Annotated in this window: 25 protein-coding genes; 8 read left to right on the forward strand and 17 right to left on the reverse strand. The window is 68.0% G+C overall.

The window, feature by feature from the left end; all coding sequences use genetic code 11:
• Positions 1-103 precede the first annotated feature (103 nt).
• Both can and ACTFO6_RS12315 read left to right on the forward strand, forming a co-directional pair.
• Positions 104-700 carry a carbonate dehydratase gene (gene can / locus ACTFO6_RS12310; protein ID WP_439934743.1) on the forward strand — a complete coding sequence of 199 codons (597 nt, stop codon included), beginning with the start codon at positions 104-106 and terminating at the stop codon, positions 698-700.
• A 33-nt stretch (positions 701-733) separates the two neighbouring features.
• Entirely contained in the window at positions 734-1,408 is a 675-nt protein-coding gene (locus ACTFO6_RS12315; protein WP_439934744.1) for a YceH family protein, read from the forward strand.
• Positions 1,409-1,477: 69 nt separating this feature from the next.
• Here the strand turns inward: ACTFO6_RS12315 and ACTFO6_RS12320 are convergent, their stop codons facing one another.
• Complete coding sequence (locus tag ACTFO6_RS12320) at positions 1,478-1,819, reverse strand: hypothetical protein (protein WP_439934745.1); 342 nt, start codon at positions 1,817-1,819, stop codon at positions 1,478-1,480.
• Between the two features lie 235 nt (positions 1,820-2,054).
• Between ACTFO6_RS12320 and ACTFO6_RS12325 the strand changes: the two genes are divergently transcribed.
• Positions 2,055-3,077: a M28 family peptidase gene (locus ACTFO6_RS12325; protein WP_439934746.1), complete on the forward strand. Its 1,023-nt coding sequence runs from the start codon at positions 2,055-2,057 to the stop codon at positions 3,075-3,077.
• Between the two features lie 102 nt (positions 3,078-3,179).
• On the forward strand, positions 3,180-5,570 hold the full coding sequence (locus ACTFO6_RS12330) for a tetratricopeptide repeat protein (protein WP_439934747.1): 2,391 nt from the start codon (positions 3,180-3,182) through the stop codon (positions 5,568-5,570).
• A 165-nt stretch (positions 5,571-5,735) separates the two neighbouring features.
• Here the strand turns inward: ACTFO6_RS12330 and ACTFO6_RS12335 are convergent, their stop codons facing one another.
• Positions 5,736-6,584 (reverse strand): substrate-binding periplasmic protein, encoded by an 849-nt coding sequence (locus tag ACTFO6_RS12335; RefSeq protein ID WP_439934748.1) that lies wholly within the window; start codon positions 6,582-6,584, stop codon positions 5,736-5,738.
• The gene (gene pedF / locus ACTFO6_RS12340) at positions 6,571-7,008 is read right to left on the reverse strand and encodes a cytochrome c-550 PedF (RefSeq protein WP_439934749.1); all 438 of its coding nucleotides are present in this window, start codon (positions 7,006-7,008) and stop codon (positions 6,571-6,573) included. The genes ACTFO6_RS12335 and pedF overlap by 14 nt, the downstream gene beginning before the upstream one ends.
• A 251-nt stretch (positions 7,009-7,259) precedes the next feature.
• On the opposite strand from pedF, the gene ACTFO6_RS12345 reads away from it, so the two are divergent.
• Positions 7,260-9,245, forward strand: a complete 1,986-nt coding sequence (locus ACTFO6_RS12345) for a sigma-54-dependent Fis family transcriptional regulator (RefSeq protein WP_439934750.1) — start codon at positions 7,260-7,262, stop codon at positions 9,243-9,245.
• Positions 9,246-9,348: 103 nt separating this feature from the next.
• On the opposite strand, the gene ACTFO6_RS12350 is transcribed toward ACTFO6_RS12345, so the two are convergent.
• Positions 9,349-11,106: a PQQ-dependent methanol/ethanol family dehydrogenase gene (locus tag ACTFO6_RS12350; RefSeq protein ID WP_439934751.1), complete on the reverse strand. Its 1,758-nt coding sequence runs from the start codon at positions 11,104-11,106 to the stop codon at positions 9,349-9,351.
• Positions 11,107-11,430: 324 nt separating this feature from the next.
• Between ACTFO6_RS12350 and adh the strand changes: the two genes are divergently transcribed.
• Both adh and ACTFO6_RS12360 read left to right on the forward strand, forming a co-directional pair.
• Positions 11,431-12,951 (forward strand): aldehyde dehydrogenase, encoded by a 1,521-nt coding sequence (gene adh / locus ACTFO6_RS12355; RefSeq protein ID WP_439934752.1) that lies wholly within the window; start codon positions 11,431-11,433, stop codon positions 12,949-12,951.
• 31 nt (positions 12,952-12,982) lie between these two features.
• Entirely contained in the window at positions 12,983-13,354 is a 372-nt protein-coding gene (locus tag ACTFO6_RS12360) for a DUF779 domain-containing protein (protein WP_439934753.1), read from the forward strand.
• Positions 13,355-13,517: 163 nt separating this feature from the next.
• On the opposite strand, the gene ACTFO6_RS12365 is transcribed toward ACTFO6_RS12360, so the two are convergent.
• From ACTFO6_RS12365 to ACTFO6_RS12410, 10 genes are all read right to left on the reverse strand, one after another.
• Positions 13,518-15,362 (reverse strand): ABC transporter transmembrane domain-containing protein, encoded by a 1,845-nt coding sequence (locus ACTFO6_RS12365; RefSeq protein WP_439934754.1) that lies wholly within the window; start codon positions 15,360-15,362, stop codon positions 13,518-13,520.
• Positions 15,362-15,757, reverse strand: a complete 396-nt coding sequence (locus ACTFO6_RS12370) for a VOC family protein (protein WP_439934755.1) — start codon at positions 15,755-15,757, stop codon at positions 15,362-15,364. Before ACTFO6_RS12370 ends, ACTFO6_RS12365 begins: the two co-directional genes overlap by 1 nt.
• A 9-nt stretch (positions 15,758-15,766) precedes the next feature.
• Positions 15,767-16,672 carry a Rossmann-like and DUF2520 domain-containing protein gene (locus tag ACTFO6_RS12375; protein WP_439934756.1) on the reverse strand — a complete coding sequence of 302 codons (906 nt, stop codon included), beginning with the start codon at positions 16,670-16,672 and terminating at the stop codon, positions 15,767-15,769.
• A gap of 100 nt (positions 16,673-16,772) precedes the next feature.
• The gene (locus tag ACTFO6_RS12380) at positions 16,773-17,726 is read right to left on the reverse strand and encodes a sterol desaturase family protein (protein WP_439934757.1); all 954 of its coding nucleotides are present in this window, start codon (positions 17,724-17,726) and stop codon (positions 16,773-16,775) included.
• A 4-nt stretch (positions 17,727-17,730) separates the two neighbouring features.
• On the reverse strand, positions 17,731-18,459 hold the full coding sequence (locus tag ACTFO6_RS12385) for a polysaccharide deacetylase family protein (protein ID WP_439934758.1): 729 nt from the start codon (positions 18,457-18,459) through the stop codon (positions 17,731-17,733).
• A gap of 6 nt (positions 18,460-18,465) precedes the next feature.
• Entirely contained in the window at positions 18,466-19,446 is a 981-nt protein-coding gene (locus tag ACTFO6_RS12390) for a YncE family protein (RefSeq protein ID WP_439934759.1), read from the reverse strand.
• Between the two features lie 127 nt (positions 19,447-19,573).
• Positions 19,574-20,809 carry an anion transporter gene (locus tag ACTFO6_RS12395; RefSeq protein ID WP_439934760.1) on the reverse strand — a complete coding sequence of 412 codons (1,236 nt, stop codon included), beginning with the start codon at positions 20,807-20,809 and terminating at the stop codon, positions 19,574-19,576.
• 27 nt (positions 20,810-20,836) lie between these two features.
• Complete coding sequence (locus ACTFO6_RS12400) at positions 20,837-21,307, reverse strand: hypothetical protein (protein ID WP_439934761.1); 471 nt, start codon at positions 21,305-21,307, stop codon at positions 20,837-20,839.
• 279 nt (positions 21,308-21,586) lie between these two features.
• Positions 21,587-22,141 carry a carboxymuconolactone decarboxylase family protein gene (locus tag ACTFO6_RS12405; protein ID WP_439934762.1) on the reverse strand — a complete coding sequence of 185 codons (555 nt, stop codon included), beginning with the start codon at positions 22,139-22,141 and terminating at the stop codon, positions 21,587-21,589.
• A 38-nt stretch (positions 22,142-22,179) separates the two neighbouring features.
• Complete coding sequence (locus ACTFO6_RS12410; RefSeq protein WP_439934763.1) at positions 22,180-22,719, reverse strand: peroxiredoxin; 540 nt, start codon at positions 22,717-22,719, stop codon at positions 22,180-22,182.
• Between the two features lie 122 nt (positions 22,720-22,841).
• On the opposite strand from ACTFO6_RS12410, the gene ACTFO6_RS12415 reads away from it, so the two are divergent.
• Positions 22,842-23,795: a hydrogen peroxide-inducible genes activator gene (locus ACTFO6_RS12415; RefSeq protein ID WP_439934764.1), complete on the forward strand. Its 954-nt coding sequence runs from the start codon at positions 22,842-22,844 to the stop codon at positions 23,793-23,795.
• Positions 23,796-23,807: 12 nt separating this feature from the next.
• Here the strand turns inward: ACTFO6_RS12415 and ACTFO6_RS12420 are convergent, their stop codons facing one another.
• The 3 genes from ACTFO6_RS12420 to ACTFO6_RS12430 are packed head-to-tail and all read right to left on the reverse strand — an operon-like array spanning position 23,808 to position 25,486.
• Positions 23,808-24,356 carry a putative molybdenum carrier protein gene (locus ACTFO6_RS12420; RefSeq protein WP_439934838.1) on the reverse strand — a complete coding sequence of 183 codons (549 nt, stop codon included), beginning with the start codon at positions 24,354-24,356 and terminating at the stop codon, positions 23,808-23,810.
• Entirely contained in the window at positions 24,356-24,763 is a 408-nt protein-coding gene (locus tag ACTFO6_RS12425; RefSeq protein ID WP_439934765.1) for a DUF4870 family protein, read from the reverse strand. Before ACTFO6_RS12425 ends, ACTFO6_RS12420 begins: the two co-directional genes overlap by 1 nt.
• A 33-nt stretch (positions 24,764-24,796) precedes the next feature.
• Entirely contained in the window at positions 24,797-25,486 is a 690-nt protein-coding gene (locus tag ACTFO6_RS12430) for a rhomboid family intramembrane serine protease (RefSeq protein WP_439934766.1), read from the reverse strand.
• Between the last annotated feature and the right edge of the window lie 207 nt (positions 25,487-25,693).

Consider the following 25,693-nt stretch of genomic DNA (forward strand, 5'->3'; position numbering starts at 1 on the left):
TTTCGTCGAGGCATAGAATGCGCTCCCTCGCCCATCTCTTCTCCAACAACCGCCGCTGGGCGGCCCGGGTCACGCGGCGCAGCCGGACTTTTCCCAGCGGCTTGTGGCCCAGCAGGCGCCGGAATACCTGTGGATCGGCTGCTCCGACAGCCGGGTTCCCGCCAACGAGACCGTGGATCTCCCGCTCGGGAAGCTTTTCGTCCACGGCAACGTCGCCAACGTGGTGGTCCATACCGACCTCAACTGCCTTTCGGTGCTCCAGTACGCCGTCGACGTGCTCAAGGTGGGCCACGTGATCGTCTGCGGCCATTACGGCTGCGGCGGAGTGCGGGCGGCGCTGACCAACGCGAAGCTTGGGCTGATCGACAACTGGCTGCGCCACGTGCAGGACGTGCAGCGGCAGCACGGGGCGCTGCTGGCGGCGCTCGACGACTCGGCGCGGGCGGACCGGTTGTGCGAGCTGAACGTCATCGAGGAGGTGCGGCACGTGTGCGAGACCACCGTGGTCCAGGACGCCTGGGCGCGAGGGCAGCCGCTCATGGTCTACGGCTGGATCTACGCCCTGCAGGACGGCTTGTTGCGGGACCTGGACGTGACCATCGCCGACCTGGCCGAGCTGGACAGGCAACGCCAGGCCGCCCTCGCCAGGCTCGGCGAAACCACGCCACCCATCGCCGCGCCGGGTCTGCGCCCTCGTTGATCCATCCAATTGCGCCAGGGTCCCTCCGCGACCATGCCGAACGCCCCGACTCCCCTGCTTTCCCCCATCGAAGCCCGGGTTCTCGCGGTGCTGGTAGAGAAGCAGCGCACCGTGCCGGACACCTACCCCTTGAGCCTCAACGCCCTGGTGGCCGGCTGCAACCAGAAGACCAGCCGCGACCCGGTTATGGCCCTGGACGAAGCCGAGGTGCAGACAGCCCTCGATCGTCTCAAGGCGCAAACCCTGGTCATCGAATCGAGCGGCGGGCGGGTGATGCGCTACGCCCAGAACATGGAAAAGACGTGGCAGATCCCGTCCCAATCGGCGGCCCTGCTGGCGGTGCTGATGCTGCGCGGCCCCCAGACCGCCGGAGAGCTGCGCCTCAACTGCGAGCGCCTGCACCGGTTCGCCGACATCTCGGCGGTGGAGGGTTTCCTGCAGGAGCTGGCCCAGCGACCGGCGGGGGCCCTGGTGGCCGAGCTGCCCCGTCAGCCCGGCGCACGGGAAAGCCGCTGGACTCACCTGCTCTGCGGGACCCCGGCGTCAAGGGAATGGATTCCCGCCACGCCCCCCATGGCCAGCGACCGCGGCCCCGCGGCGATGGATTTCTCCGCCCTCGCCGAGCGCCTCGCCCAGCTCGAAGCCGAAGTCGCGGCGTTAAAGGCCCTGGTAGCCGAGCTGCGGGGGAGCCGCGACGGCCTTCCGTGACCCACGCACTCATGCTTGCGGGGCGCATTGTCCGCTCTGGCGTCCCCGAGGTGGCGCAAAGCAATGCCGTCAAGGCTTCCGCCGCCTTCGGGACAGGGCGCCGACCACCATCCCCAGGGCGAACGCGGCCCCCAAGGCGCCCGCCTCGGGAAGCAAAGCGCTCTCGAGCCCGACCCCGGAGAGGGAGCGGGGTGGACACGCCACCCGGGCCAGCTCCTCCCGGGTGATCTGGGTCATGTGGGGGATCTGGTCGAGCCCGTAGACGCAGATCTCCCCGCCCGGCAGGGCGCAGAAGCGCTCGGACGGGCATCGGGTGAGAATGTTCTTTTCCACGCCGGGCCCGCAGCGGGCGCCGGCGCTCTGGAGCACCTGGATCGTGACCTCGGGGTATTTGGAGATCTGTTCCGGCATGGCGCCTCCTTGTCACAAGACGGGGAAAACAGGGGGCAAACGAGACTTGGCGAGCATCCTTCCATTAGGCGCTAAGCGGTAAATGGCTGGAACCTATCCCGAAATCGCGCGCACGGTAAGGCGTGCTTTAGCGCGCCCTGGCGGCGCTTCCGGATGCGTGGTGCGTTTCGCTGCGCTCTATGCACCCTACTCCCTTTTGAGATACGTTTTAATCGACCCTTCACCGGATTGATGAATGAGCGCTCTGCCGATCGGGCCCGCGGCCTGGTGGCGACTCGGTCTGGGCCTCGCCGCCGCGGCCCTGGCGGCCGCTTTCGCCGTGCATTTCATGACCGGCATGCCGGGAAAATCCCACACGGGCCCTCATCCGCCCCTCTCGGCGGAAGAGAGGCTCCTCCGCGACCGGCTTGAGCGGCACGTCGGGACCCTGGCGGGGGAAATCGGGGAGCGGAGCCTCTGGAACCCCGCCGGCCTGGAAGCGGCGGCCCGCTACGTCCGGGACGCTTTCGAGCGGGAGGGCTGGCAGGTGACCGAGCACCCGTACCGGGTGGAAGGGATCCAGGTCAGGAACGTCGAAGCGGCCAAGCCCGGTATTTCCAGACCCCGGGAGATCGTCCTGGTAGGCGCCCACTACGATTCCCTCGCCGGCACGCCGGGCGCCAACGACAACGCCACCGGCACGGCGGCCTTGCTCGAGCTCGCCCGGCTGCTCAAGGGGCGGCCCCTGGCGCGCACCCTGCGCCTGGTGGCCTTCGTCAACGAAGAGCCGCCCTTCTTTCATACCGATGTCATGGGGAGCCGGGTCTATGCCCGGCGCGCTCGGCAGAGGAACGAAAACGTCGTAGCCATGCTCTCGCTGGAGACGATCGGCTACTACACCGATCGCCCCGGAAGCCAGTCCTACCCCGCTGGGCTCGGCCTCTTCTATCCCGGCACGGGAAACTTCATCGCTTTCGTGGGCAACCTTTCTTCCCGGGAGTTGCTACGCCGAGCGATCCGGGCGTTCCGCGAAAGCACGCCCTTTCCCTCCGAAGGCGGAGCCGTGCCAAGCTGGGTGATGGGGGCGGGCTGGTCGGACCACTGGTCCTTCTGGGAGGAGGGCTACCGGGCCATCATGGTGACCGACACCGCCCTGTTCCGCTATCCCTATTATCACTCCCCCCAGGACACGCCGGACAAGGTGGACTACGAATCCATGGCGCGGGTGGTAAGCGGTCTGGCCCACGTGGTCGCCGATCTGGCCGACGGGAGTCCCTAGCGGGCGCTCCGGAGCCGGGGCGACGCAGTCCAGGGGTCTGCATCGGTCCCGTATAATGACCGCCCGCTCCCGGAAACCTCCTACCCGCCCGCCTCCCGATCCATGCCGCCCGGCCGCAACGACCCCTGCCCCTGCGGCAGCGGAAAGAAGTACAAGCACTGCTGCGGTGCCGCCGGCGCGACACCTCCCGCGCAGCCCCTCGAGCGCGCCCGGGCGCTGCTGCAGGCGGGCCGTGCCGCCGAGGCGGAGCCCCTCCTGCGGCGTATGGCCGCCGAGCGTCCCGGGGATGCTGCCGTCTGGAATCTGCTCGGCTTGTGCGCCCATCACCAGGGACGCGGCGAAGCGGCGGTGGAGGCCATGGCGCGAGCGTCGGCCCTCGCTCCCACGCAACGAGCATTCCAGGCCAACCTGGGCCTGCTGCTCGCCGAAGCCGGCCGCCTCGCCGAATCGGAGCAGGTGCTGCGCCGCGGGCTCGAGCGCTGGCCCCAGGATCCGAACCTCCACGGCCTCCTGGGCGGCGTGCTCCAGCGCCAGGGGCGGGCGGACGAGGCCCTCGCCCATTTTGACCGGGCGGTCAACCTCGCCCCCCAGGACAGCGCCGCCCACACCAACCTGGGCCAGGCGCTATACAGCCTGGGCCGGTTCGAGGCGGCCCGCGCCGCCTTGACCCGGGCCATCGCTCTGGACCCGGGCAATGCCATGGCCCACAACAATCTGGGCAATGTGCTGGGGGATCTGGGCGACGGGGCCGGGGCGATCCGCTGCTACGAGCAGGCCGTCACCCTGCAGCCCGGCTTCGCCATGGCGTGGCATAACCTGGCGCGGCAACTGCGCCAGGGCGGGGTGGGCCTGCCGGCGTTGCACGCCGCCCGCCAGGCGGCACGGCTCACGCCCGGGAACCCGGGCCACTGGCAGCTCGTGGCGGATGCCGTCGAAGGTCTCGACCCCGCAGCCCTTCCCGAGGATCTCGAGCCGGACCTGGTGGCCTGCCTCGCCCGGCCCGACGTGGACGCGGCTCCCCTCGCCCAGGCGGCGCTTCACGTGCTCCGCCGCGATGCCGCGTTCGCCGGTGCCCTGGCGGCGGCCCGGCGGCAAGAGGCGATCGAGCCCCACCTGGAGGCCTTCGACCGGCCCTTGTTCCTGCACCTCCTCGCCCGCACGCCGATACCCGATCCCGAGATGGAAGCCCTCTGCGCTGGGCTGCGGGCGCAAGCCCTCGCCTGCTGGAGCGATCCGGCGCGCCGGCTGGCGTCCGAACAGGCGCTGCGGCTCCTGGCGGCCCTGGCAGCCCAATGCTTTCTCAACGAGTACCTCTACGGGGAGAGGGACGAGGAGCGCGACCAAGTGGAAGCCCTGCTGGCGACGGCATCGGCGCCACCCGAAGAGGACGCCCTCACGGCCGGCACCCGGCTCGCCCTCATCGCCTGCTATCGCCCGCTCTTTACCGTTCCCGGCGTTGACGCCCTCGCGGCGCGAGCCAAGCACCCCCTGGTCCAGCCTCTGGTGGCGCAGCAACTGGAGGAGCCGCGGGAGGAGTTGCGCCTGTGGGAGGTCCTGCCCACCCTCTCCCCGCCGGCGGGCCCGGTCAGCCTGGCGGTTAAGCGGCAGTACGAGGAGAACCCCTACCCGCGCTGGTCCGCCCTGCCCGCTTTCGTCGGCGCCTATCCCCTGGCGGCGCGGCTGCGGGCGGTATGTCCACGGCTTGCGGAGGCCGACCTGGCGCTGCCCGAGCGGCCGCGCATCCTGGTCGCCGGCTGCGGCACCGGCCGGCACGCGGCCATCACCGCGATGCTGAACCCCAATGCCAAAGTCATCGCCATCGACCTGAGCCGGGCGAGCCTCGCCCACGGGATGCGCCAGGCGCGGAAGCTCCGCCTCGGCAACCTCGCCTTCGCCCAGGCGGATCTCCTCGACCTGGCAAACCTGGAGGAGTCCTTCGACGTGATCGAGGCGGCCGGCGTGCTCCATCATCTGGAGAGGCCCCTGGACGGCTGGCGGGCACTGCTCGGCCGGCTGGCGCCCCAGGGCTTCATGAAGGTCGCCCTCTATAGCGAGGCCGGGCGCGCGGCGGTGGTGGCGGCGCGCAGCCTCATCGCCGAGCGGGGATTCGCGCCCGATGCCTGCCTGGCCGGCAGGCAGGCCGCGGGCATTCGGGCCTGCCGCCAGGAGATTCTCGCCCTCCCCGACGACCATCCCGCCAAGGCGGTGGCGCGCTCATTGGACTTCTATACCCTCTCGGGCTGCCGCGATCTTCTGTTCCACGTCCAGGAGCACCGCTTCACCCTTCCCCAGATCGCGACAATGCTCGATGCGTTGGGGCTTGAGTTCCTGGGCTTCGAGCTGGACGCGCCCGGGCTCGCCGCCCGCTACCGGGCCGAGTTCCCCGGCGACCCGGCGCTGCAGTCCCTAGAGAACTGGGCCGCCTTCGAGAAGTGCCATCCCACCACCTTCGCCCACATGTACCAGTTCTGGGTCCGCCGCGCGGGGGATTGAACCTCGAGAGGCCGCATCGTTGTAGGGTGCGCTTCAGCGCACCGCCTGAGGCAGGTCCCCTTGTACCGCTGACGGCGCGTTTCGCTCGCCTGCCGCGACGAGGGCACCCCAGGCAGGCTTCGCTCAACACACCCTGCCCGCTCCCTGCGAGTTCCGACGCCCGCCTCAGGGGGCTCGGTAGGTCACCCGGTGGCTGCGGAAGATACGCTCCACCGTGCCGTCGCGGCGCAGCGCGTCCATGGCCTCCTCCAGCGCCAAGGCAAGCTCGGTGGCCTCCGCTTTGACCGCGAGCCCCAACACCCAGCCGGTGAGAGAAAGACCCGCGCTCCGCGCTTCGAACGGGGTGACCGCGATGTGGGTGTGGGTGCCGTCCAGAACCCCTTCGATCTCGGAGCGGGGCGCGAGCACCGCCGCCACCTCTCCCGCCGCGAGGGCCCGCACCGCGTCGGCCGCGGTTCGGTAGCGCACCACGTTCTCCCGCAGGCGGCCGTTCCATACGGTGCTCAGGAAGTCGTCCGGCAGGGTTGCCAACTCGACCGCGATCTTTTCGTGGGCGAAGGCCTCCAGGCCCGCCACGTCCTCGACCCGGGGGATGCGGCGCGTATCCCGGGCGAGGGCCATCTGCTCCCGGTGATAAGGCGCGAGGATCTTGACCTGAGGGTTCTTCTGCGCGAGATAAGGGTCCACGGGCACATGCAGCATCGCGTCGGCGATCCGTCCGCCCAGGTAATGGCCCTTCCACACCATGTTGCGCAGGTCGTCGTTCATGTCCTCGTCGGCGTTGAACCAGACGAGCTCGACCCCGAGCCCCAGTCTTTCCCCTAGCGCTTGCGCCAGGTCCACGTCGATGCCGCGGCCCGCCTGGGAGAAAGGCGGGAAATCGTTGTACACCGCGAGGCGCAGGCTCCCCCGCTGCTGCAGCTCGGCGAGGGTCTCGGCCTGCACCGCCAGCGCGGCGCCCGCGCCCATGACGAACCACGCCCACAGAACCAGGGCCGTCCTATTCCTCCCCATGGACCGACTCCAGCCACGCCCGGATCGCCCAAAGCGCCTCCTGGCTCAGAATTCCTTCGAAAGGCGGCATGTACACCCGCCCGTCCCGGGATGAGCCCTTGCGCACCCGCATGACATAGATCTCGTCTCCTTCATCGCCCTTGGGCAGATGGCGCAGGTCCGGGGCGATGCCGCCCGAGACCGCCTCCAGCCCGTGACAGCGGGCGCAGTTCTGGTTGTACGCGGAAGCGCCGATGGCGATGGCCTGGGGGTTGCCCCGGTACGGGTTGGTGGAGCGCCACTCCGAACCGAGGGGCTGCAGTCCCGAGACATCCACCGGCTGCGGGGTCACGTCTCCGTGGGCACGGGCCATCACAGGGCCCAGCCCCAGCAGTACCGCCAGGACCCGGGCATACATCCGTCCAGTCTTTCGTTCCTTTCCCATCGTGCTCTTCCCAATCGTCATACCGAAGCGAAGCCTGCCGAAGCCGGCCATGGAGCAGCATTCATGCCAGCGTGGTGGCAAGGGGACAACCCGCGCCATGAAAGAAGACGCCCGTGGTGTTTGCCAGGAGCCGAATGGCCCGCTTTTTGTTACAGTAAGAATTGCCGCCAGTGCGACTGTCCCATTTTGGTACACAATCGGCGAAAAGCTCCCGCGCGAGTGGTTCCGGCGGCGATTGGAGAGGAGGAAGCATGAAAGCGCCCGCCCATGAGCCGGGCCGCGCCATCCAGGCGGCGCGGGATCTTTTCTTCCATAAAGCCGAGGCGCCCGACGGGCTCCTGCGGGAACCCATCATCCGTTCATGGCAGCGCTGCCGCCAGGCGGGGCTCCCCGCGGAGCAGCGCTCGCGGGAAGCAGAACGGCTCGAGCGGCTGGTTTTGGCGGAGAAGCGGGAACAGCACCTCGTCCTGATTTCCCACGCCGAGCCGGTGATGGAAACCCTGTACCAGGAGATACGCAACACGGGAAGCATGGTCCTTCTGGCCGATCCGCAAGGCTTCATCCTGCACTCTCTGGGGGATCCTGACTTCGTGGAAAAGGCCCAGCGGGTCGCCCTGGAGCCCGGAGCCTCCTGGGCGGAAGAATCCAAGGGCACCAATGCCATCGGCACGGCGGTGGCGGAGCGCTCGCCGGTGGCCGTGCACGGCCCGGAGCATTACCTGGAGCGCAATGCCTTTCTCACCTGTTCGGCCGCACCCATCTTCGATCCCAGCGGCCGCGTCGCCGGGGTCCTGGACATCTCGGGCGATTATCGAAGCCATCACGCCCACACCCTCGCCCTAGTCAGGATGTCGGCCCAGATCATCGAGAACCGGCTGATCAATACCCGGTTCGACAAGGAGATCATCGCCTACTTCCATCCCCGTCCCGAGTTCCTGGGGACCCTGTGCGAGGGCATCGCGGTCTTTTCCTATACGGGTCAACTGTTGGCGGCCAACGGGAGCGCTCTTTATCAGCTCTGCCTGTCGCGGGACGCTTTGCACGCCCACACCTGGGAGTCCCTCTTCGATTCCTCCCTGGAAGGCCTGCTGCAACGGGCGTATTCCGGCAGACCGCCCACCACCCCTGTCTACCTGAGGAACGGGCTGCGAGTCTTCCTGCGGTTGAGGGCCGGCGGACCCAGGCTTTCCCCGCCCCTTGTTTTCGTGCAGGAAGGCCGCGCTTTCCCCAAGGCGGAAACGCCGGCCGCCCGCGGGGGACGGGACTGTTCGTTGACCCTCGACGCCCTGGATCTGGGGGATCCGAGGATGCACCGCCTGGTGGAGCGGGCGAAGTTGATCGTGGACCGGGACATCCCGGTGCTCATCCAGGGTGAATCCGGCGCGGGCAAGGAGCTCTTCGCCCGGGCGCTATGGGGCAGCGGCCCTCGCCGGCACCAGCCCTTCGTCGCGGTCAATTGCGCGGCGATCCCCGAAACGTTGATCGAGTCCGAGCTGTTCGGCTACGAAGAAGGCGCTTTCACCGGGGCGCGGCGCAAAGGCTACGTAGGGAAAATCCAGCAGGCCGACGGCGGGACCCTGTTCCTGGACGAAATCGGGGACATGCCCTTGCCGCTCCAGGCCCGCCTGCTGCGGGTCCTGCAGGAGCGCAGCGTGACCCCGCTGGGCAGCGGCAAGTCCTGTCCGGTGGATTTTTTCCTGATCTGCGCCACCCACCGCAACCTGCACGAGGAAGTGGCAAAGGGCAAGTTCCGCCAGGACCTTTATTACCGGATCCGGGGCATCCGCTTCCAGCTCCCTCCCCTACGGGAGCGGGCCGACTTCGAGAAACTGGTCCATTTTCTCCTCGCCCGGGAACACCCGGCCGGCGCTTCGGCCCAGGTCTCCGAGGAGGTGATGGCGGCTTTCCGCCGGCACGCCTGGCCCGGCAACCTGCGGGAGCTTCACAGCGTGCTGCGCGCCGCGGTGGCCATGGCCGGTGCTTCGCGCCTCATCGCCATGGAACATCTGCCGGAAGAGTTCCTGGAGGAGATGGCCACCGGCACTTCCTTCCAGGATGCAGGACCCGCGTCCGGGCGACCCACGGTGGAAAAGCTGGAAGAGATGGAAGCAAGCGCCATCCAGCGGGTGCTCGCCGAGACCGGGGGCAACGTTTCCGCTGCCGCCCGGCGGCTGGGCATCAGCCGCAACACCATCTACCGTAAGATGGCAGCCCTGCGCGGCAGGGATCGTTGCTAAGCCCCGCCGCGGTCTGCGCGGGGCGAAGCGAGGCGCACCCGGCAGCACGGCGAACGGTGCGCCTTTGGCGCACCGTTCCGTGCACGCTTCGTGACTCCTCGGGCTAGCGCTTCAGCTTGAAGACCCACAGCATGCCGCCCTGCTCCAGGTAGGCAACCCGCTTGGCCACTTCTCCGCCCCACAGGGGCACCGCGCCGCCCCAGCCGGAAGCCACGGCGACGTACTGCTCGCCGTCCATCTCCCAGGTGACGGGCGGCGCCACCACTCCGGAGCCGGTCTGGAAGGCCCAAAGCTCCTTCCCGGTCTTGGCGTCGAAGGCCTTCAGATAGCCCTCGGGCGTCCCGGCGAATACCAGGCCGCCGCCGGTCGCCAGCACTCCTCCCCAGAGGGGTGCGTTGTTCCGGTACTCCCACAAGATTTTTCCGCTTGCCGGGTCCACCGCTCGTAGCGCGCCGATATAATCGTCATAGAGGGGCTTAATGGTGAAGCCGGCGCCGAGAAAGGCCGCGCCCTTCTTGTAGGCGATGGGCTCGTTCCAGATGTCCATGCACCACTCGTTGGCCGGCACGTAAAATAGGCCGGTATCCGGGCTGTAGGCCATGGGCTGCTGGTTCTTGCCGCCCAGGAATGAAGGGCAGCTATAGACTACCTGGCCCTTCTTGCCGCCAGCGCTGTGCGCCGGGTTGCCGGGGCGGTTGTCGGGGACGTAAAGGGGCCGCCCGCTCTTTTCGTCGATGCCCTTGGCCCAGGTGATCTTGCTCACGAAGGGAAAAGCCTTGATGAGCTTTCCCGTCACCCGGTCGTTCACGTAGAAGAAGCCGTTGCGGTCGGCCTTGCCCCCCGCCTTGACGAGCTTTCCGTGCATCTTCAGGTCGAAGGGCACGAACTCATTCACTCCGTCGAAATCCCACCCGTCGTGGGGCGTGCTCTGGTAGTGCCAGACGATCTTGCCCGTATCGGCGTCGATGGCCACGGTGGCGGCGGAATAGAGGTTGTCCCCGGGACGCACCCAACTGTTCCAGGGCGCCGGGTTGCCGGTGCCGGCGTAGATCAGGTTGGTCTCCGGGTCGTAGGTGAAGTTGTTCCAGGTGGCGGCGCCGCAGGTCTTCCACAGATCCCCCGGCCAGGTGGCATTCGGGGATCCGGTGATCCCGTTCTCCTTGCCGTTGAGGTAACCCATGTGGCCTTCGCACACGGGGCGGGTCCAGATCAGCCGGCCGGTCCTGGCGTCGCGGGCGTCCACCCGCCCCACTACGCCAAACTCGCCCCCCGAGACGCCGGTCACCACCATGCCCTTCACGATCAAGGGCGCTGCCGTGTAGGAGTACCCCGCTTGATAGTCCGCCAGCTTTTCTTTCCACACCACCTTGCCCGTGTCCCGGTCCAGGGCCAGGAGCTGGGCGTCCAGGGTGCCGAAGATGACCAGGTTGTCGTAGAGCGCGGCCCCCCGGTTCACCACGTCGCAACAGGGCATGATGCCGTCGGGAAGCCGATGCTCGTACTTCCACAACTTCTTGCCGGTGCGCGCGTCCAGGGCAAAGAGGCGGGAGTAGGACGCGGTGACGAAGATCTTTCCGTCATGGATGAGGGGCGTCGCCTCCTGGCCCCGCTGCTTCTCTCCGCCGAAGGAAAAGGCCCAGACCGGCACCAGGTCTTTCACCGTCTCCGTGTTGATCTGGACCAGCGGGCTGTAGCGCTGGGCCCACGGCCCCATGCCGGCCGACACGATGTCCCCCGGCGTTTTCGCGTCGTCCAGGATGTCCTCGTCGGTCACCCCCCTTGCCTGGACGGTGACCGCCATGCCCGCCAAGATGGCGCCCCCGACGCCTGCGACGACGATCCTTTTCCAGCCCTTCGCCATTCTTCGATCTCCTTTCCTGTCACTCCCGCACGATGGGGCCCCTTTGCCAGGCCCTCTCCCGCCCGGGCGTTGGCAATTCGCGTGCCACCCACGCCCATTGGCGGCATGCCGCAGGGATAGATCCCTTTTCGGGGAAGTCGCCGCCCAGGGCTCCTCTGCCACAGGACAAAACAGTTGTTGCAAATTGGAGCGCAAGACGAGGGTCCCCTCGAGGCACCCGCCCTAGCGCGACCGTACCTTATCTGGCTGGAACGCTCCTTGCTGGAAATGGCGACCGATCGCTCGATGGAAGATGCGGTCAACGACGCTCGACTGGAGGCAAGGATGAATCTGTTCGACCTGCAAACCCTCGGGGTGAGCAATCCCTTCAAGACCCGCTACGGAAACTACATCAACGGCCGGTGGGTGGAGCCGCGGGGCGGGGAATATTTTCCCGACATCACCCCCATCACCGGGCAGCCTTTCTGCGAAGTGCCGCGCTCCCGGGAGGCAGACGTCCACGACGCCCTGGACGCCGCCCATGGGGCCAAGGACGCCTGGGGCCGCACTTCGCCGGCCGAGCGGGCCATCCTCCTCTATCGCGTCGCTGAGCTCATGGAGCAGAACCTGGAGCGGCTCGCGGTGGCCGAGACCATCGACAACGGGAAGCCCATCCGGGAAACGCTGGCCGCAGACATCCCCCTAGCCATCGACCATTTCCGCTACTTCGCCGGCTGCATCCGCGCCCAGGAAGGCGGCGTAAGCGAAATCGACTCCCAGACCATCGCCTACCATTTCCACGAACCCCTGGGCGTGGTGGGGCAAATCATTCCGTGGAACTTCCCCATCCTGATGGCGGCGTGGAAGCTCGCCCCCGCCCTGGCGGCCGGCAACTGCGTGGTGCTGAAGCCCGCGGAGCAGACTCCCGCTTCGATCCTAGTGCTGATAGAACTGGTGGGCGACCTCCTGCCGCCGGGTGTCGTGAACGTGGTAAACGGCTTCGGGCTGGAAGCGGGCAAGCCCTTGGCCTCAAGTCCCCGCATCGCCAAGATCGCCTTCACCGGGGAGACCACCACCGGGCGCTTGATCATGCAGTACGCCTCCCAGAACCTCATCCCCGTCACCCTGGAGCTGGGCGGCAAGAGCCCGAACATCTTTTTCGCCGACGTGATGGAGCGCGACGACGCTTTTCTGAACAAGTGCCTGGAAGGCTTCGCCATGTTCGCCCTCAACCAGGGCGAGGTGTGCACCTGCCCGTCCCGGGCGCTGATCCAGGAATCCATCTACGACCCGTTCATGGAGCGGGCCCTGAAGCGGGTCGGCGCCATCAAGCAGGGCAACCCCCTGGACAAGGGCACCATGATCGGCGCCCAGGTGTCTAGCGAGCAGATGGAGAAAATCCTGTCCTACATCGACCTGGGGAAACAGGAGGGAGCGGAGCTGTTGGCGGGCGGCGGCCGCAGTGTCCTGGAAGGCGATTTGAAGCAGGGCTATTACGTCCAACCCACCGTATTCCGGGGCCACAACAAGATGCGCATCTTCCAGGAGGAGATCTTCGGCCCGGTGCTGTCGGTCACCACCTTCAAGGACGAGGACGAGGCCCTCGCCATCGCCAACGACACCCTCTACGGGCTGGGCGCCGGCGTCTGGACCCGGGATATCGCAAAAGCCTACCGGATGGGCCGCGGCATCCAGGCGGGAAGGGTATGGACCAATTGCTACCACCTCTATCCCGCCCACGCCGCCTTCGGCGGCTACAAGCAGTCGGGCATCGGGCGCGAGACCCACAAGATGATGCTGGACCATTACCAGCAGACCAAGAGCATCCTAGTGAGCTACGACCCCAAGCCCCTTGGCTTTTTCTGAGGATCCGGCGCCGGGTCGCCAGGCGACGGCGATGACCCAGGCCTCCCGCGTCTCCGCGACCGGCGCCGCCCTTGCGCTCATCGAACGGCTCCAGCGGGCCCACGGCCCGATCCTGTTCCACCAGTCGGGGGGATGCTGCGACGGCAGCGCCCCCATGTGCTTTCCTCAAGGCGAGTTCCCGATCGGCGACTCCGACGTCCTCCTCGGCGAGATCGGCGGAGCGCCGTTCTACATGAGCCGCGCCCAGTTCCAGTACTGGGAACACACCCACCTGATCATCGACGTGGTGCCGGGAAACGGCGGCATGTTTTCCCTGGAGAGCGCCACCGGGCTGCGCTTCATCACCCGCTCGCGCCTCTACACCGACCAAGAATGGGCGGCGCTCACCCACGGGCCAGGATGACGGGACCCCTGTGACCGGGCTCGCCGGCGAGGCGCGCTCGCCCGCGCCCCCTTGCCGGGACCGGGGGAGGCATCGACGCGAGCGGGCGTACGGAGCATGGAATCCGCCGGGCTCAAACCCCGCGATGGAGGACGGCGGCGCCGTATCCGTCCTTGCGCCGCGGTCAGCGGCCCGAGGGCGGGAATGCGAGGCCGAACTGCAGCTCCGCCAGGCGCGCGTAGAGGGGGCTCGAGCGCAGGAGCTCGTCGTGGCGGCCGATGCCCACCAGCCGGCCCTGGTCCAGCACCGCGATGCGGTCCACGCTGCGCACGGTGGAGAGCCGGTGGGCGATGATGAGGGTGGTGCGGCCTTGCATCAGGCGCTCGAGGGCCTTCTGCACCACGCGCTCGCTCTCCGAATCCAAGGCGCTGGTGGCCTCGTCCAGCAGCAGGATGGGCCGGTCGGCGAGGATCGCCCGGGCGATGGCGATGCGCTGGCGCTGGCCGCCGGAAAGGCGCACGCCCCGCTCCCCCAAATGGGTCTCGTAACCCTGGGGCAGGCGCTCGATGAACTCCGCGGCGAAGGCCGCCTCGCACGCCGCCCGCACCTCGGCGTCGGTGGCCTCCGGCCGGCCGTAGCGCACGTTCTCCAGGACGCTGGCGGCGAAAATCGCCGGCTCCTGGGGCACCGTGGCGAGCCGCCGGCGCACCTCCGCCGGATCGGCCGCCCGCAGGTCCACCCCGTCCACGCGGATCGAGCCGGCGGCGGGATCATAGAAGCGCAGGAGCAGCAGGAACACCGTGGTTTTGCCCGCCCCGGACGGGCCCACCAGCGCCAGGCGGCTACCCGGCTCCACCCGCAGGGTGAAGTCGTACAGGGCCGGGTGCTCCGGCCGCGACGGATAGAAGAAGGTGACCCGCTCCATCTCCACCCGCCCCACCGGCGGCTCGGGCAGGGGCACCGGCCGCGCCGGCCGCTGGATCTCCGGTTCCGTGCGGAGGATTTCCATCAGCCGCTCCAAGGCCCCGGCGCCCCGCTGCAGGTCGCCGACCACCTCGCTGATGGCCCCGGCGGAGCCCGCCACCACGGCGGCATAGAAGACGAAGGCCGACAGCTCCCCCGCAGTGAGCCGTCCCGCCAGCACGTCGTGGCCGCCGATCCACAGGATCACGCCGATGGCCCCCATCACCAGCACGATCACAGCAGCGATGAGGAGCGCGCGGGCCCGGATGCGGCGTACGGCGGCGGCGAAGGCCGCCTCCAGCCGCTCCTCGAAGCGGCGCCGGTCCTCGGCCTCGTGGCCGTAGGCCTGCACGGTACGGATTTCGTGCAGGGACTCGTCGATGTGGGCGCCCAAGTCCGCCACCCGGTCTTGGCTCGCCCGGGAAAGCTGGCGCACCTTGCGGCCGAAGAGCACGATGGGCCCCACCACGACCGGCACGCCCAGGAGCACCAGGGCGGTGAGCTTCCAGCTCGTGGCGGCCAGCATCACCAGGGCGCCGAGGCCCATCAGGGTGTTGCGCAGGGCCATGGAGACGCTGGTGCCGATCACCGTCTCCAGCATGGCCGTGTCGGCGGTGAGGCGCGAGATCATCTCCCCCGTGCGGGTGGACTCGTAGAAGCCCGGGGAGAGGGTGAGCAGATGGGAATACACCTTGCGCCGCAGGTCGGCGATCACCCGCTCGCCGATCCAGGAGACGAGGTAGTAGCGCACGTAGGTGGCGGCCGCCATGACCACCACCACGACCAGGAGCAGCGCCAGGGCGTAGTTGAGGGCGCTGGGGTCGTCGCCGACGAAGCCCCGGTCGATGACCTGCTTGAGCCCCTGCCCCACCACCAGGAAGGCGCTGGCCGCCACCACCAGGGCCACCGTGGCGCAGGCGGCGCGCCCCTTGTAAGGCCCGATGAAGCGCAGTAGCTCCCTCAGGATGGCGAGGCGGGCGATGCTCCCCCGGGCGAGTCCCTCGTCCTGGGGCGCCTGCCCCGGCCCACCGACCTTTACGGGAATGTCGCGCGCGCCTTCAGCCATCAAAGAACTCCCGCCGGGGCTTGCCCGGACTCCTCGCCGAAGTCCAGCTCCACCTTGGCGCCGTTGGGGTCGAGAAAAAACATCTGCCACACGCCGGTCCCCGGCTGCAGGCGCAGGTCAAAAGGGATGCCGTAGCGTTCCAGCTTCGCCTTCCATTGCTTCAGGTCCGTCGCCGTGAAGGCCATGTGATCGATGACCCCCGAGCGCTGCGCGGGCAGCCCGCGGCCGGCGATCACGTGGAGCACCGGCCGGCCGTCGCAATAGAACCAAGCGCCGGGAAAGCCGAAAGGGGGCCGTTCGCCTTCGGTCAAGCCTAGCACCTCGGCATAGAACCGGCGGGTGGCCTCCAGGTCATCGGTGAGGACGGTGAAGTGATTAAGCCCCAGGATCGTCATGCCTTCAACTCATTTCCTTTCCATACCGGCGGATCCGTTGCCGCAGGGGGTGTCCAGCACCTCCCGCAGCCGGGCCAGGGCCGCAGGCCCCGCCACGCCCTTGCGCTCCGCCAGGGTGACGGCCACGGCGCCCAGGCGGCGGTATAGCTCGGCCATCTCCCCTCTCCAGGAGGCAAGCGCCTGCAACTGCCGTTCCACGGTGGCAACGTCGCCCCGGGCGACGGGTCCGGTCAAGGCCTCCACCGGCCCCAGCCGGAAGAGGTTTTCCACCGTCTCCCGGGTAAGGGGCTCGGCCACCTTGAGGGCCTGCTCCCGGGGCAGGCCCGCTTTCTCGTAGCAGGAGAGGGCCACCTCCATCAGCGCGGTGAGATAGTTGCAAGCGAACACGCTCGCCGCGTGATAGATGACCTTGTAGGTCGTCTCCACGTGGAACACCCGCCCGCCGATCGCTTCGAAGGCCGGGCGCAGCACCGAAAGGGCCGCCGCGTCCCCCTCCATGGCGCAATAGGTGCCGGCAAAGGTGGCCACCGCCGCCTTTGGATCGGGCACGGTCTTGACCGGATGGACGCTCGCTACCGCCGCGCCCTGCTCCCGCAGGAACGCGCACTCGGATGAGGGCAGCGATCCGCTGGGGTGGAACACGATGTCCCCGGGCCGGAGCTTCCTGGCCTGGGCGAGCCGGCGGCAGGCCGGCACGATGGCGCCGTCGGTGGTGGCCACCAGCCACAGATCGGCGGGGCTCATGGTTTCCACCGAAGCCGCGGCCCGCCCCGCGCCGATGAAGTTGACCGCCCCCTCGGCGCTCTCCTCGGTGCGGTTCGCCACCTCTTGCACGCGAAAGATGTGGGCTTCGCTCCACAACCGGGCTAGGGTCCGGCCCACTTTGCCGCAACCGATGATGTTGAGGGTTCTCATGCCGGGTCGGCGCGATCACCGCTGCAGGAAGCGAGAGCGCGCAAAACGATATGATACCTGAGCTGAACCGGGGCGCCGATCGTCCCGGCGCCTTCTCGCTTCAGTTTCCCGGGCGAAGCGGCCGCAGCGCCCGGCCGAGGCGCTTGAGTCCCAGCCACTGCTGGTGCCAGAACCCGTGTCCGTAATCCCGCCCCACAAGCTGGTCCCTCACCCCGGTGGCGGGGTAGACCGGCGCGAAGCAAGCCGTACCGAAGAGCAGATCCCACACCGGGAACAGGGCAGCGAAATTGCAGCCGCGGGCGGGACCTTCGTGGCCAAGGCCTATGGCGTGGTGGATACGGTGGTAGCGCGGGCTTACCAGGAGCCGGTCGCCGATCGGACCGAAGGAAAGTCGCACGTTGGCGTGGGACAGGCTCTGCACCAGGGCGATGACGACCAGGAGCCAGGGGAAGGCGTCGGGCGGCACACCGACGGCGAGGGCCACCGCGGTGAAACCGCTGTAGCGCAGCGCGTCGTCCAGTAGGTGGTTACGGTCGTCGGTCCAGAAGGTCATCTGCCGCTGGCTGTGGTGCAGGGCGTGCAGCGCCCACCAAGCCCCTACTCGATGTTGCAGCCGGTGCATCCAGTAATCGGCGAAGTCCAGGACCAGGAGATAGACGAAGAAGTCCAGGAACGGATGGGCCGCGAGAGGTGGGATCAGGGCTTCCAGTTCCAGGGGCGTGAATCCCCGTAGCCGCAGCCACGCTTCCAATGCCTGAAATAAAGGCGTCAGCACCAGAAACAGGAACAGGGGCACTAGCCCGAGCCGCTGGAGCAGGGTGTAGGTCACGTCCACCCGAGCTTCCCGCCGGTCCGTCCACCGCTCCACCGGCCGCCACCGCTCCAGCGGAGCGAACAGGGCGAAGGCAACCAGGACCTGGGCTGCGCCAAGGAGCACACTCTCCAGCGCGTCGAAAGCGCTCTCTGCGTACTCGGCGAGACCCGAGGCGTAAAGCAGCGGCAGCACCCACTGCTGGAAAAGGAAGCCTTGGAGATCGGAGAGCAGCGCTTCCATGGGGCTAATCCAGCGTCTCGAAGCAGAACCCGCGCGCTTTCAACCCTGCCAGCAGGGGATCGAGCATGGGGGCGAAGGGCTCGCGTCGGGACCATATGCCGAGGTGCATCATGAGGACATCGCCCGCCCGCACCCCGGCGAGAGCCTTGTCGAGCAACGCCTGATTGGAATAGCGGTCGGAAGGCAGTTCGTCCCCCAGGAAGCCCGCTGGACTCCAGCCCACGTGCCGGAAACCACAGGCTTTCGCATATTCCAACGTCCTGGGAGTGGTGCGCCCCCCCGGCGCCCGCCACAAGGGATCGAGCCCCCGGCCCGTCATGGCCCTGAAGACCTGGTCCACCCGGGAAATCTCCCTGCACACTCCCTCCCTGTCGAGGGCTTCCTTATGCGCTCCGTCTCCGCTTACGTAAGCGACTTGCCCTTCGCCCACGTCCCGGCGGAAATACCAGTGGCGCCAGGTATGGCTGCCAAAGGCATGGCCCTCGGCCTCCCGGGCCCGCCAGTAGTCCGCCCAGGAAGGATCCAGCGCGTAATCGCCGCGAAACGTCTTTTCGTTGGCCAGGAAGAAGGTGACGCGCACGCCGTGCTTGTCAAGGGTTTGAGCGATCAGCTCCGCGTGGCGCATATTGCCGGTGTCAAAGGTGAGATAGAGGGGCTTTACGCACCGGGCCTCCACCGCGCCCGCCAAGGCGAGGCCCAGGACGCACAGCAAAAGCCGCACCTTCACCCTCACCCGCGGCTACTCGCTGGAAGCAGCGTAAGCGAGCAAGATGCCGTGGGGCGAACGGCCCACGGGGATCTGCTTGATGAGGTTGCGGGTTTCCATGTCGATCACCGACACCCTGGCTGCCCAGCGGGAGGTAACCCACAACTGCTTTCCGTCCCGGGTGAGCTCCATGCAGTCCGGGCCCCCGGGGACGGGAATCTGCTCCACCACGGCGAGCCGATCCACGTCTACAACCGACACGGTATTGGAGATGCGGTTGGAGACAAGCACCCTTTTTCCTCCGGGAAGCGCCAGAAAGTTATGCGCCCCTTTCCCGGTCGGGATGCGCGCCACCGTGGCGGGTTTGCGCCAGTCGATCACCTCCAGATAGTCCGCGCCGGTCATGCCCACCAGTAGGTAGCGCTCGTCCGGCGTCATCCATACCCCGGCGGGCGCTTCCCCCACCGGATGTTTCCATTTGACCGTCTGGGTAACGAGATCGATGGCGGCGAGCCGGTTCTCGCCCTGGAGCGTGACGAACACCAGGGACGAATCCCGAGTATAGGCCAGGTGGCTCGGCATCTTGCCCAGGGCCAGGCGCTTGACCAGCTTAAGGGTAGATGCCTCGTACAGATCCACCTGGTCAAGGCGCAGGGAGTTGATCACCAACCAGCGTTGATCGGGGCTATAGGCCAGGTGGTAGGGATCACTCACCCCAGGGATGCGGGCGCGGATCTCCCGGCGCCGGGCGTCCAGCAGCACCAGGTCGTTGCCGGCCGCGTTGGCGATCAGGATGTCGGGCCCCGCCAGCGCCCGGATCAGGTGGTGAGGTTCCTTGCCCACGTACAGACGGGTAGATTCCTTCAGCGCGCCCATGTCGACCAGGCTCACAGTGCCGTCCCGGGAATTGAGCACCACGGCCGTATCGGCGAAAGACACGCCATTCCCCCACATCCCCACGATTCCCAGCCCGGCAAGCGCTGCCCCGAGGCTGCGCTTAACAACCGTCTTCATGTGAGCCCCTCCAGCGGATTTGTCTGATGGACTTTTTTAAGTGATTTTTAACGCCCGGCCCCGGCTAGCCGTTGACCTGGAACACCCGGAAAACGGCCCGTGCCGGCAGCCTGGAGGCCCCCAGGGCCTATCCCCCGCCCCACCACGCCAGGGTGGCGCCCGCGCAGACCAGGGAAAGCAGGGTCACGGGCACCCCCACCTTCGCGTGGCGCCGCCAGTCGATCACGATGCCGTGGCGGGCGGCGGCCTCCACCACGATGATGTTGGCGATGCTGCCCACGATCAGCAGGTTGCCCGCCAGGGTGCTGGCCAGGGCCAGGAGCGTCCCGGCCATGGGATGGGAGGCTAGCGGCAGCAGCAGCATCACCGCGGGCACGTTGGAAACGAGATTGCTGAGCACGAAGGTGGTGAAGAAAAGGGGCATGGGGGATCGCAGGTCGATTCCCTCCCGGGCCAGCTCCGCCACCAGCTCGGCCGGCAGGCCGGTCTTTTCCAGGGCGTGGTTCACCACGAAGAGGCCGATGAACAGCACCAGCAATTGCCAATCCACCAGCCCCAGCATGTGGCGAGAGTGGAGCCTGCGGCTCATGAGGAGCAGCCCTGCGCCGCCCAGGGCGAGTAGCTCCCGCGGCCACGGGGTGAGGAGAAACGCGGCGAACAGGAAGGCCGCCACCGAGAGCCCCTTGATCGCCTGCCAGGGGTTGAAGGTCGGGTGCCCCTCTTCCCGCCGCTCGCCGGAGCGCGCCGGGGGCGCCGCCTGCCCCCACCGCCCCCGGGTGGCGAGGGCGATGACGGCCCAGGTGATGGCGAGCCCCGCGCCGACCGGCAGGGCCGCATCCCGCAGGTAGCCGGCGAAGGACAGCTCCAGCCGCTCGCCGATCAACATGTTCTGGGGATTGCCGATCAGGGTGGCGGCCGAGCCGATGTTGGCGCTGCAGGCCAGCGCCAGCAGGTAAGGGACGGAATCCAGGCGCCGCTCGCGGCAGGCATCGATCAGCACCGGCGCCACCGCCAGGCAGACAATGTCGTTGCTGAACACGGCAGAAAGCACCGCCACCGTCACGATCAGCAGGGCAAGCAGCGCCGGCGGCGAAAGGGGCAGCGCGGTCAAGCGCCGGGTGACGAAGGTGTAGAAGCCGCCGAGCCGGAGCTGGGCGGAAATGACCATGAAGGCGAAGAGCAGGATCAGGGTAGGCACGTGCACCGCCGCCCACGCCTCCTCGAGGCTCACCGCCTCCAGGGCCATCAGGGCGATCGCCCCGAGCAGGGCGATCCCGGTGCGATCGAGCTGCAAGAAGGGCAGCCCGCCCAGGATCATGCCCAGGTACACAAAGACGAAGACGGCGAGGATGGCGGCGGTCACGCGCGCTCCGCGGGACGGAGCCGCGATTTATACTCGATCCCGCTCCGGTTGGCGAGGGCCTTCAGGGTCGTCGGAGCGCCAGGCGGGGTGCTCGAAACGGGCTTCGTATACCTCCACCCCGCGCAGCACGTGCCGGAGGCCCGCCTGCCGTTCGGCGGGCGGCCCCTTGCCCGCCAGCGCATCGATGCCCTGGATGAGCTCCGCTAGCACCGCCTTCCAGGCGGCGTCCGCCCCCGGCGCCAGGCGGCTGTGCAGCATCACCCGGGCCACCTCGTTCTCGAGCCGCGTGGCCAGCACGTCGTAATACGTCGCCGCCTTGGGCTCCCCGCCCCGAGCAAGCTCGTCTTCCGCCAGGCCCCGGATCCGCGCCATGGCCTCCCCCAGGATCGGATCGGCGGGCCACTTGCCGCTCCCCCGGTCGCCGGGCGCCCCCGGTGGCGGTGCGTCGGGCGCTTCCGGGCCGCCGACACGATTCTCCTGGCGTTCGGAAAGGACCATCAAAGGGATGTCATGGATTTGCATAGGGCTCGGCTGAGAGAAGCGAAAGCCCGGGCTCGCGGGCCGTCACCGTCGGGCCGGACACGCCATCCGGCTTTTCCCCTCCCGTTCATCCAATACCTTTTTCTTCACATCAAATTAGACAGCACGGACGGCGGTCCCGTTGCGCTTCGGGCCCAGGGTTTCACCCTCGCCCCGCCGCGGCGCCGGCCCATTGCCCAGAAAAAAAACCGGAGCGCCGTACCGCTGCGGCCGCCCCGGGGAGTCTTTCGTGCACCTTCAAGCGGCCTGGGCCAACGCCCTCTTGGACAGGGCCGCCTCTCCCTCCAACACCACCGCCACGGCGTGCACCACGGCGCCGATGCGCACCGCGGCCTGCACCTGCTCGGGCGTGAGCCCCGCCTCCCGCACCACCTTTTCGTGGGCGGCGAGGCAGGCGCCGCAGCCGTTCACTGCGGAGACCGCCAGGCACCAAAGCTCGAAGGTTTCCCGGGCGATCCCGTGGGTGGCGATGGCGTTCATGCGCAGCTTCGCCGGGAGGCTCCCGTATTCCGGGTTTTCCACCAGGTGCAGGAACCGGTAATACACGTTGTTCATGCCCATGAGGGCAGCGGCGGCCTTGGCCGCGGCGAGCTCCCGAGCGGTGAGCCTCGGGGCGAACTCGGCGGCCACGGCCTCGATCACCTGAGGCTCCCGTGAGGCGAGGGCGGTGGCGATGAAGGCGCCGGCCTTCTGGGCCTCGGTGAGCGCCGTCTCGGCGGCCAGCGTGCCCAGGTTCAGCTTCAGGTCCTTGGCGTAATCCGGCAGCCGGTCTTTCAGGGTCTGAATCGTCATGGAAGACTCCTTTCTTCGATCGAAGGTCCCGACGCACTTCATGCGGCCTTGAGCACCGGGTCGCCCTTCTTCCAGTTGCACGGGCACAACTCGTCGGTCTGGAGGGCATCCAGGGTGCGCAGCACTTCGTCCACGTTACGGCCCACGTTCAGGTCGTGGGCCGAAGCGAAGCGGATCACGCCTTGCGGGTCGACGATGAAGGTGGCCCGCAGCGCCACGCCTTCCCGCTTGTCCAGAACGCCGAACGCCTGGGACAGCTCCCGCTTCACGTCCGCCAGCATGGGGAACGGCAGGTCCTTGAGATCCGGGTGGGACTTGCGCCACGCGAGATGCACGTATTCGCTGTCGATGGATACGCCGTAGATCACCGCGTCCCGATCCGCGAATTCGCCCGCGAGCTTGCCGAAGGCGGCGATCTCGGTGGGACATACGAAGGTGAAGTCCTTGGGCCAGAAGAAGATAACTTTCCACTTGCCCTCGTCCGACTGGTCGGTCACGCGGGCGAAGGCCTTGTCATCCTCGATGGACACGACGGCCTGAACGTCGAACGGGGGAATGCGGTCGCCAATCGTCAGCATGTCATGACCTCCTTGAGCGGTTGTCGGTTGAACACGGCGCCCAGTGTGCCCCATCCTTTATGATCGATCCAATGATAAAATTCGTTTACACTGATCGTGTAAATCGATCTAAAGGTGCCTCCATGCCTGCCCTCCCCACCCTGCGCCAGTTGGGCTACCTGGTGGAGCTCGCCGACCGGCTCAATTTCCGCGAAGCGGCGGAGGCCCAGCACGTCACCCAGTCCACCCTGTCCGCCGGCCTTAAGGAACTGGAGAACGTCCTGGGGGTGCAATTGGTGGAGCGGGACAAGCGCCACGTGCGGCTCACTGCCGTGGGCGAGGAGGTGGTGGCCCGGGCCCGGGCGCTGCTCGCCGCCGCCCAGGACCTGGCGGACATCGCCCGCCGGGCGGGGGAGCCCTTGGGCGGTCCCCTGCGGCTCGGGGCCATCCCCACCATCGCCCCGTTTCTCCTGCCCAGGCTGCTGCCGCCCCTGCGCAAGGCCTACCCGTCCCTCAAGCTTTACCTGCGGGAGGACCTCACCGAGCGGCTGCTGGAGCAGGTGCAGGCGGGAAGGCTGGATTTCGCCCTGATCGCCCTGCCCTACGACACCGGGGACATGCTGGTGCGGGAACTCTTCGTGGACGAGTTCTGGTTCGTCGCCCGGGAGGACGATCCCCTCGTCCGGGCGGAGGCAGTGGCGGTGAAAAACATCGATCCCGATGCCGTGCTGCTGCTGGAGGAAGGCCACTGCCTGCGGAACCACGCCATCGAAGCCTGCGGCGCCCGCGGCGCCCGCTCGGGCTCCCGGGTGGAGGCCACCAGCCTGCATACCCTCATCCAGATGGTGGAAGGCGGGCTCGGCGTCACCCTGCTTCCCGAGATGACCCTCAAGGCGGGCCTGCTCAAGGGCACGCGGCTTACCGCCCGGCCCTTCGCCGCCCAAGTGCCCTCCCGCACGGTGGCGCTGGCGGCCCGCCGCACCACCCCGCGGCGCCGGGACTTCGAGCTGCTGGCCGACTTCATCGCCGCGCAGGCGCGCGCGAGCGCCCGCGCTGGCATTCCCGCCCACCGGCGCAGGCAGGCGAAGCCAAGCTGAAGCGGGGGTCGATCATCGCCGCGCTCTCGTGGTGGTTTTTCTCCTGGTCGTTCCTTCGCCGCCCGGGGCCGGCGCCGCGTTCCCGCCTGCGATGCCGCTGGCATCGAGGACCTGTTGCACGTAGCGGTACACCCCCGGCTCGTTGGACGCGCGAGGGCCCGCTACGTTGAGCACCCTCACCCGGTGCCGGCGCAGAAAATCGGCGAGGAGCGCCGGCGCGCCCAGGCCGGGGTGCAGGTGCAGGCAAGGTTTTCCCAGCCGTTCGGCCAGCTCCTGGGTAAGCCTGGATCCGCCGGAAAGAACCGGGGCGAGGGAAAAGATCACCGTGGCGTCGGCGTCGCGCACGTTCCACTCGGTGCGCTGGGCATAGTCGGCCGAAGGGGTCTCGGTGAGGGGATAGCGGGCGTCGATCACGCCATCCTCCGCCCGCCGTCCCTTCGGGCACCAGCCGCCGCAGGGCACCCCGCGGGCCAGGGCCCAATCCAGGGCCGCCCGGTCCGCGCCCGTCTGCCCCCCGGAGACGATTTTTTCCACCCGGGGGACGGTGCCCGTTTCCCCCATCACAAAGGCATGGGCTTGCGGTCCACGAGCCGCAGCCAGCCGCGGATGATGCGGTAGAGCACCCACAGCCCCGTGATCAGCAGGATGGCCAGGGCCAGGGGGATGCCCAGCAGGGTCGCCCAGAGCAACAGCGCCACCAGCACCCAGAGCAGGGCAAACCAAAAGGTGCGAATCTGCCAGCGGAAGTGGGATTCCAGGTAGGACCCCCGCACGTCGGGCCGCTTCACGTAATTGATGATCACCGCGATGATGGAGGGCCAGCCGGTGAGAAATGCGGTGACGACGAAGGCGGCGCCCACGAGCCCGGTCACGGCGCTGAAGGCGTGCAGGGCGTAGATCACGTGGGTCAGGCGCACCAGGCTGTCGCTGGGCGCCAGGGTGCCCGTGCGGGCGTCGATCTCGGTCATGGTCTTTCCCCTTTGGATAGCCGCGGCGCCATTTTACTTTCTCCCGAAGCGCAACCAGGCCGCCACCGCCAACCCGGCGACGAAACCCCCGATGTGGGCGCCGTGGGCCACCGGCCCGGCGGGCGTAAGGATCAGGGGCAGCAGGTTGTCCACCACCAGGTAGAGCCCGAGCACGATGCGGGCCGGGATCATGACCGTTCCCACGTAAAAGGGAAAGAGCAGCAGCAACACCCGCACGAAATGGCCCGGGAACAGGAGGAAATAGAAGCCCAGCACCCCCGAGATGGCGCCCGAGGCCCCCACCAGGGGCAGCGGGGGACCGGGGGCGATGAGAGCATGGGTGAGGGTCGCGGCGACCCCTGTGACCAGGTACCAGAACAGGAACGGAACCGTCCCCAGGCGATGCTCCACGTTGTCGCCGTAGATCCACAGGAACAGCATGTTGCCCGCCAGGTGGAAGAATCCGCCGTGGAGAAACATGGAGGTGAATAGGGTGAGCAGGCTGGGGCGATCCGGGCGGAAACCGTACTCGAACACCAGGAGATCGTAGGCGGTGATCCGGCGCGCGAAGGCCTCCAGGGAGACCCCGCCTGGCATGGCCCTCGCCACCAGGTCGAGATACTCGGGCAGGCGCGGATCGTGGAGGGAGACCGGCGAGACAGAGAGGGGCAGGGAGATCAGGACGAACACAGCCACGTTGGCGGCGATGAGCAGGATCGTCATCACCGGCAAGCCGCGAGGATTGGGATAATCGCCGACGGGAATGAACACGGCAATAAGACCGTTCTCTTAAACCCAGGGAAGCCCCGGGGGCTGCGCAAGCTTAGAAGTCTAACCCAAATCCCTGGAGCGCCGCCTTCGCCCCCTGGCTCCGGGCGCTGAACCGACGCAGCGACTGGTAGTCCGGCAAGCGAGGGACAGCGCGGGGAC

It is taken from the genome of Pelomicrobium sp. G1 (genome assembly GCF_051905455.1).
GTDB lineage: Bacteria > Pseudomonadota > Gammaproteobacteria > Burkholderiales > UBA6910 > Pelomicrobium.

Excerpts from the sequence above, each read along its gene's own strand:
- ACTFO6_RS12315 (WP_439934744.1), top strand. The coding sequence starts at position 734 with ATGCCGAACGCCCCGACTCCCCTGCTTTCCCCCATCGAAGCCCGGGTT.
- ACTFO6_RS12320 (WP_439934745.1), bottom strand. The coding sequence starts at position 1,819 with ATGCCGGAACAGATCTCCAAATACCCCGAGGTCACGATCCAGGTGCTC.
- ACTFO6_RS12325 (WP_439934746.1), top strand. The coding sequence starts at position 2,055 with ATGAGCGCTCTGCCGATCGGGCCCGCGGCCTGGTGGCGACTCGGTCTG.
- ACTFO6_RS12330 (WP_439934747.1), top strand. The coding sequence starts at position 3,180 with ATGCCGCCCGGCCGCAACGACCCCTGCCCCTGCGGCAGCGGAAAGAAG.
- ACTFO6_RS12335 (WP_439934748.1), bottom strand. The coding sequence starts at position 6,584 with ATGGGGAGGAATAGGACGGCCCTGGTTCTGTGGGCGTGGTTCGTCATG.
- pedF (WP_439934749.1), bottom strand. The coding sequence starts at position 7,008 with ATGGGAAAGGAACGAAAGACTGGACGGATGTATGCCCGGGTCCTGGCG.
- ACTFO6_RS12345 (WP_439934750.1), top strand. The coding sequence starts at position 7,260 with ATGAAAGCGCCCGCCCATGAGCCGGGCCGCGCCATCCAGGCGGCGCGG.
- ACTFO6_RS12350 (WP_439934751.1), bottom strand. The coding sequence starts at position 11,106 with ATGGCGAAGGGCTGGAAAAGGATCGTCGTCGCAGGCGTCGGGGGCGCC.
- adh (WP_439934752.1), top strand. The coding sequence starts at position 11,431 with ATGAATCTGTTCGACCTGCAAACCCTCGGGGTGAGCAATCCCTTCAAG.
- ACTFO6_RS12360 (WP_439934753.1), top strand. The coding sequence starts at position 12,983 with ATGACCCAGGCCTCCCGCGTCTCCGCGACCGGCGCCGCCCTTGCGCTC.
- ACTFO6_RS12365 (WP_439934754.1), bottom strand. The coding sequence starts at position 15,362 with ATGGCTGAAGGCGCGCGCGACATTCCCGTAAAGGTCGGTGGGCCGGGG.
- ACTFO6_RS12370 (WP_439934755.1), bottom strand. The coding sequence starts at position 15,757 with ATGACGATCCTGGGGCTTAATCACTTCACCGTCCTCACCGATGACCTG.
- ACTFO6_RS12375 (WP_439934756.1), bottom strand. The coding sequence starts at position 16,672 with ATGAGAACCCTCAACATCATCGGTTGCGGCAAAGTGGGCCGGACCCTA.
- ACTFO6_RS12380 (WP_439934757.1), bottom strand. The coding sequence starts at position 17,726 with ATGGAAGCGCTGCTCTCCGATCTCCAAGGCTTCCTTTTCCAGCAGTGG.
- ACTFO6_RS12390 (WP_439934759.1), bottom strand. The coding sequence starts at position 19,446 with ATGAAGACGGTTGTTAAGCGCAGCCTCGGGGCAGCGCTTGCCGGGCTG.
- ACTFO6_RS12400 (WP_439934761.1), bottom strand. The coding sequence starts at position 21,307 with ATGGTCCTTTCCGAACGCCAGGAGAATCGTGTCGGCGGCCCGGAAGCG.
- ACTFO6_RS12405 (WP_439934762.1), bottom strand. The coding sequence starts at position 22,141 with ATGACGATTCAGACCCTGAAAGACCGGCTGCCGGATTACGCCAAGGAC.
- ACTFO6_RS12410 (WP_439934763.1), bottom strand. The coding sequence starts at position 22,719 with ATGCTGACGATTGGCGACCGCATTCCCCCGTTCGACGTTCAGGCCGTC.
- ACTFO6_RS12415 (WP_439934764.1), top strand. The coding sequence starts at position 22,842 with ATGCCTGCCCTCCCCACCCTGCGCCAGTTGGGCTACCTGGTGGAGCTC.
- ACTFO6_RS12420 (WP_439934838.1), bottom strand. The coding sequence starts at position 24,356 with ATGGGGGAAACGGGCACCGTCCCCCGGGTGGAAAAAATCGTCTCCGGG.
- ACTFO6_RS12425 (WP_439934765.1), bottom strand. The coding sequence starts at position 24,763 with ATGACCGAGATCGACGCCCGCACGGGCACCCTGGCGCCCAGCGACAGC.
- ACTFO6_RS12430 (WP_439934766.1), bottom strand. The coding sequence starts at position 25,486 with ATGACGATCCTGCTCATCGCCGCCAACGTGGCTGTGTTCGTCCTGATC.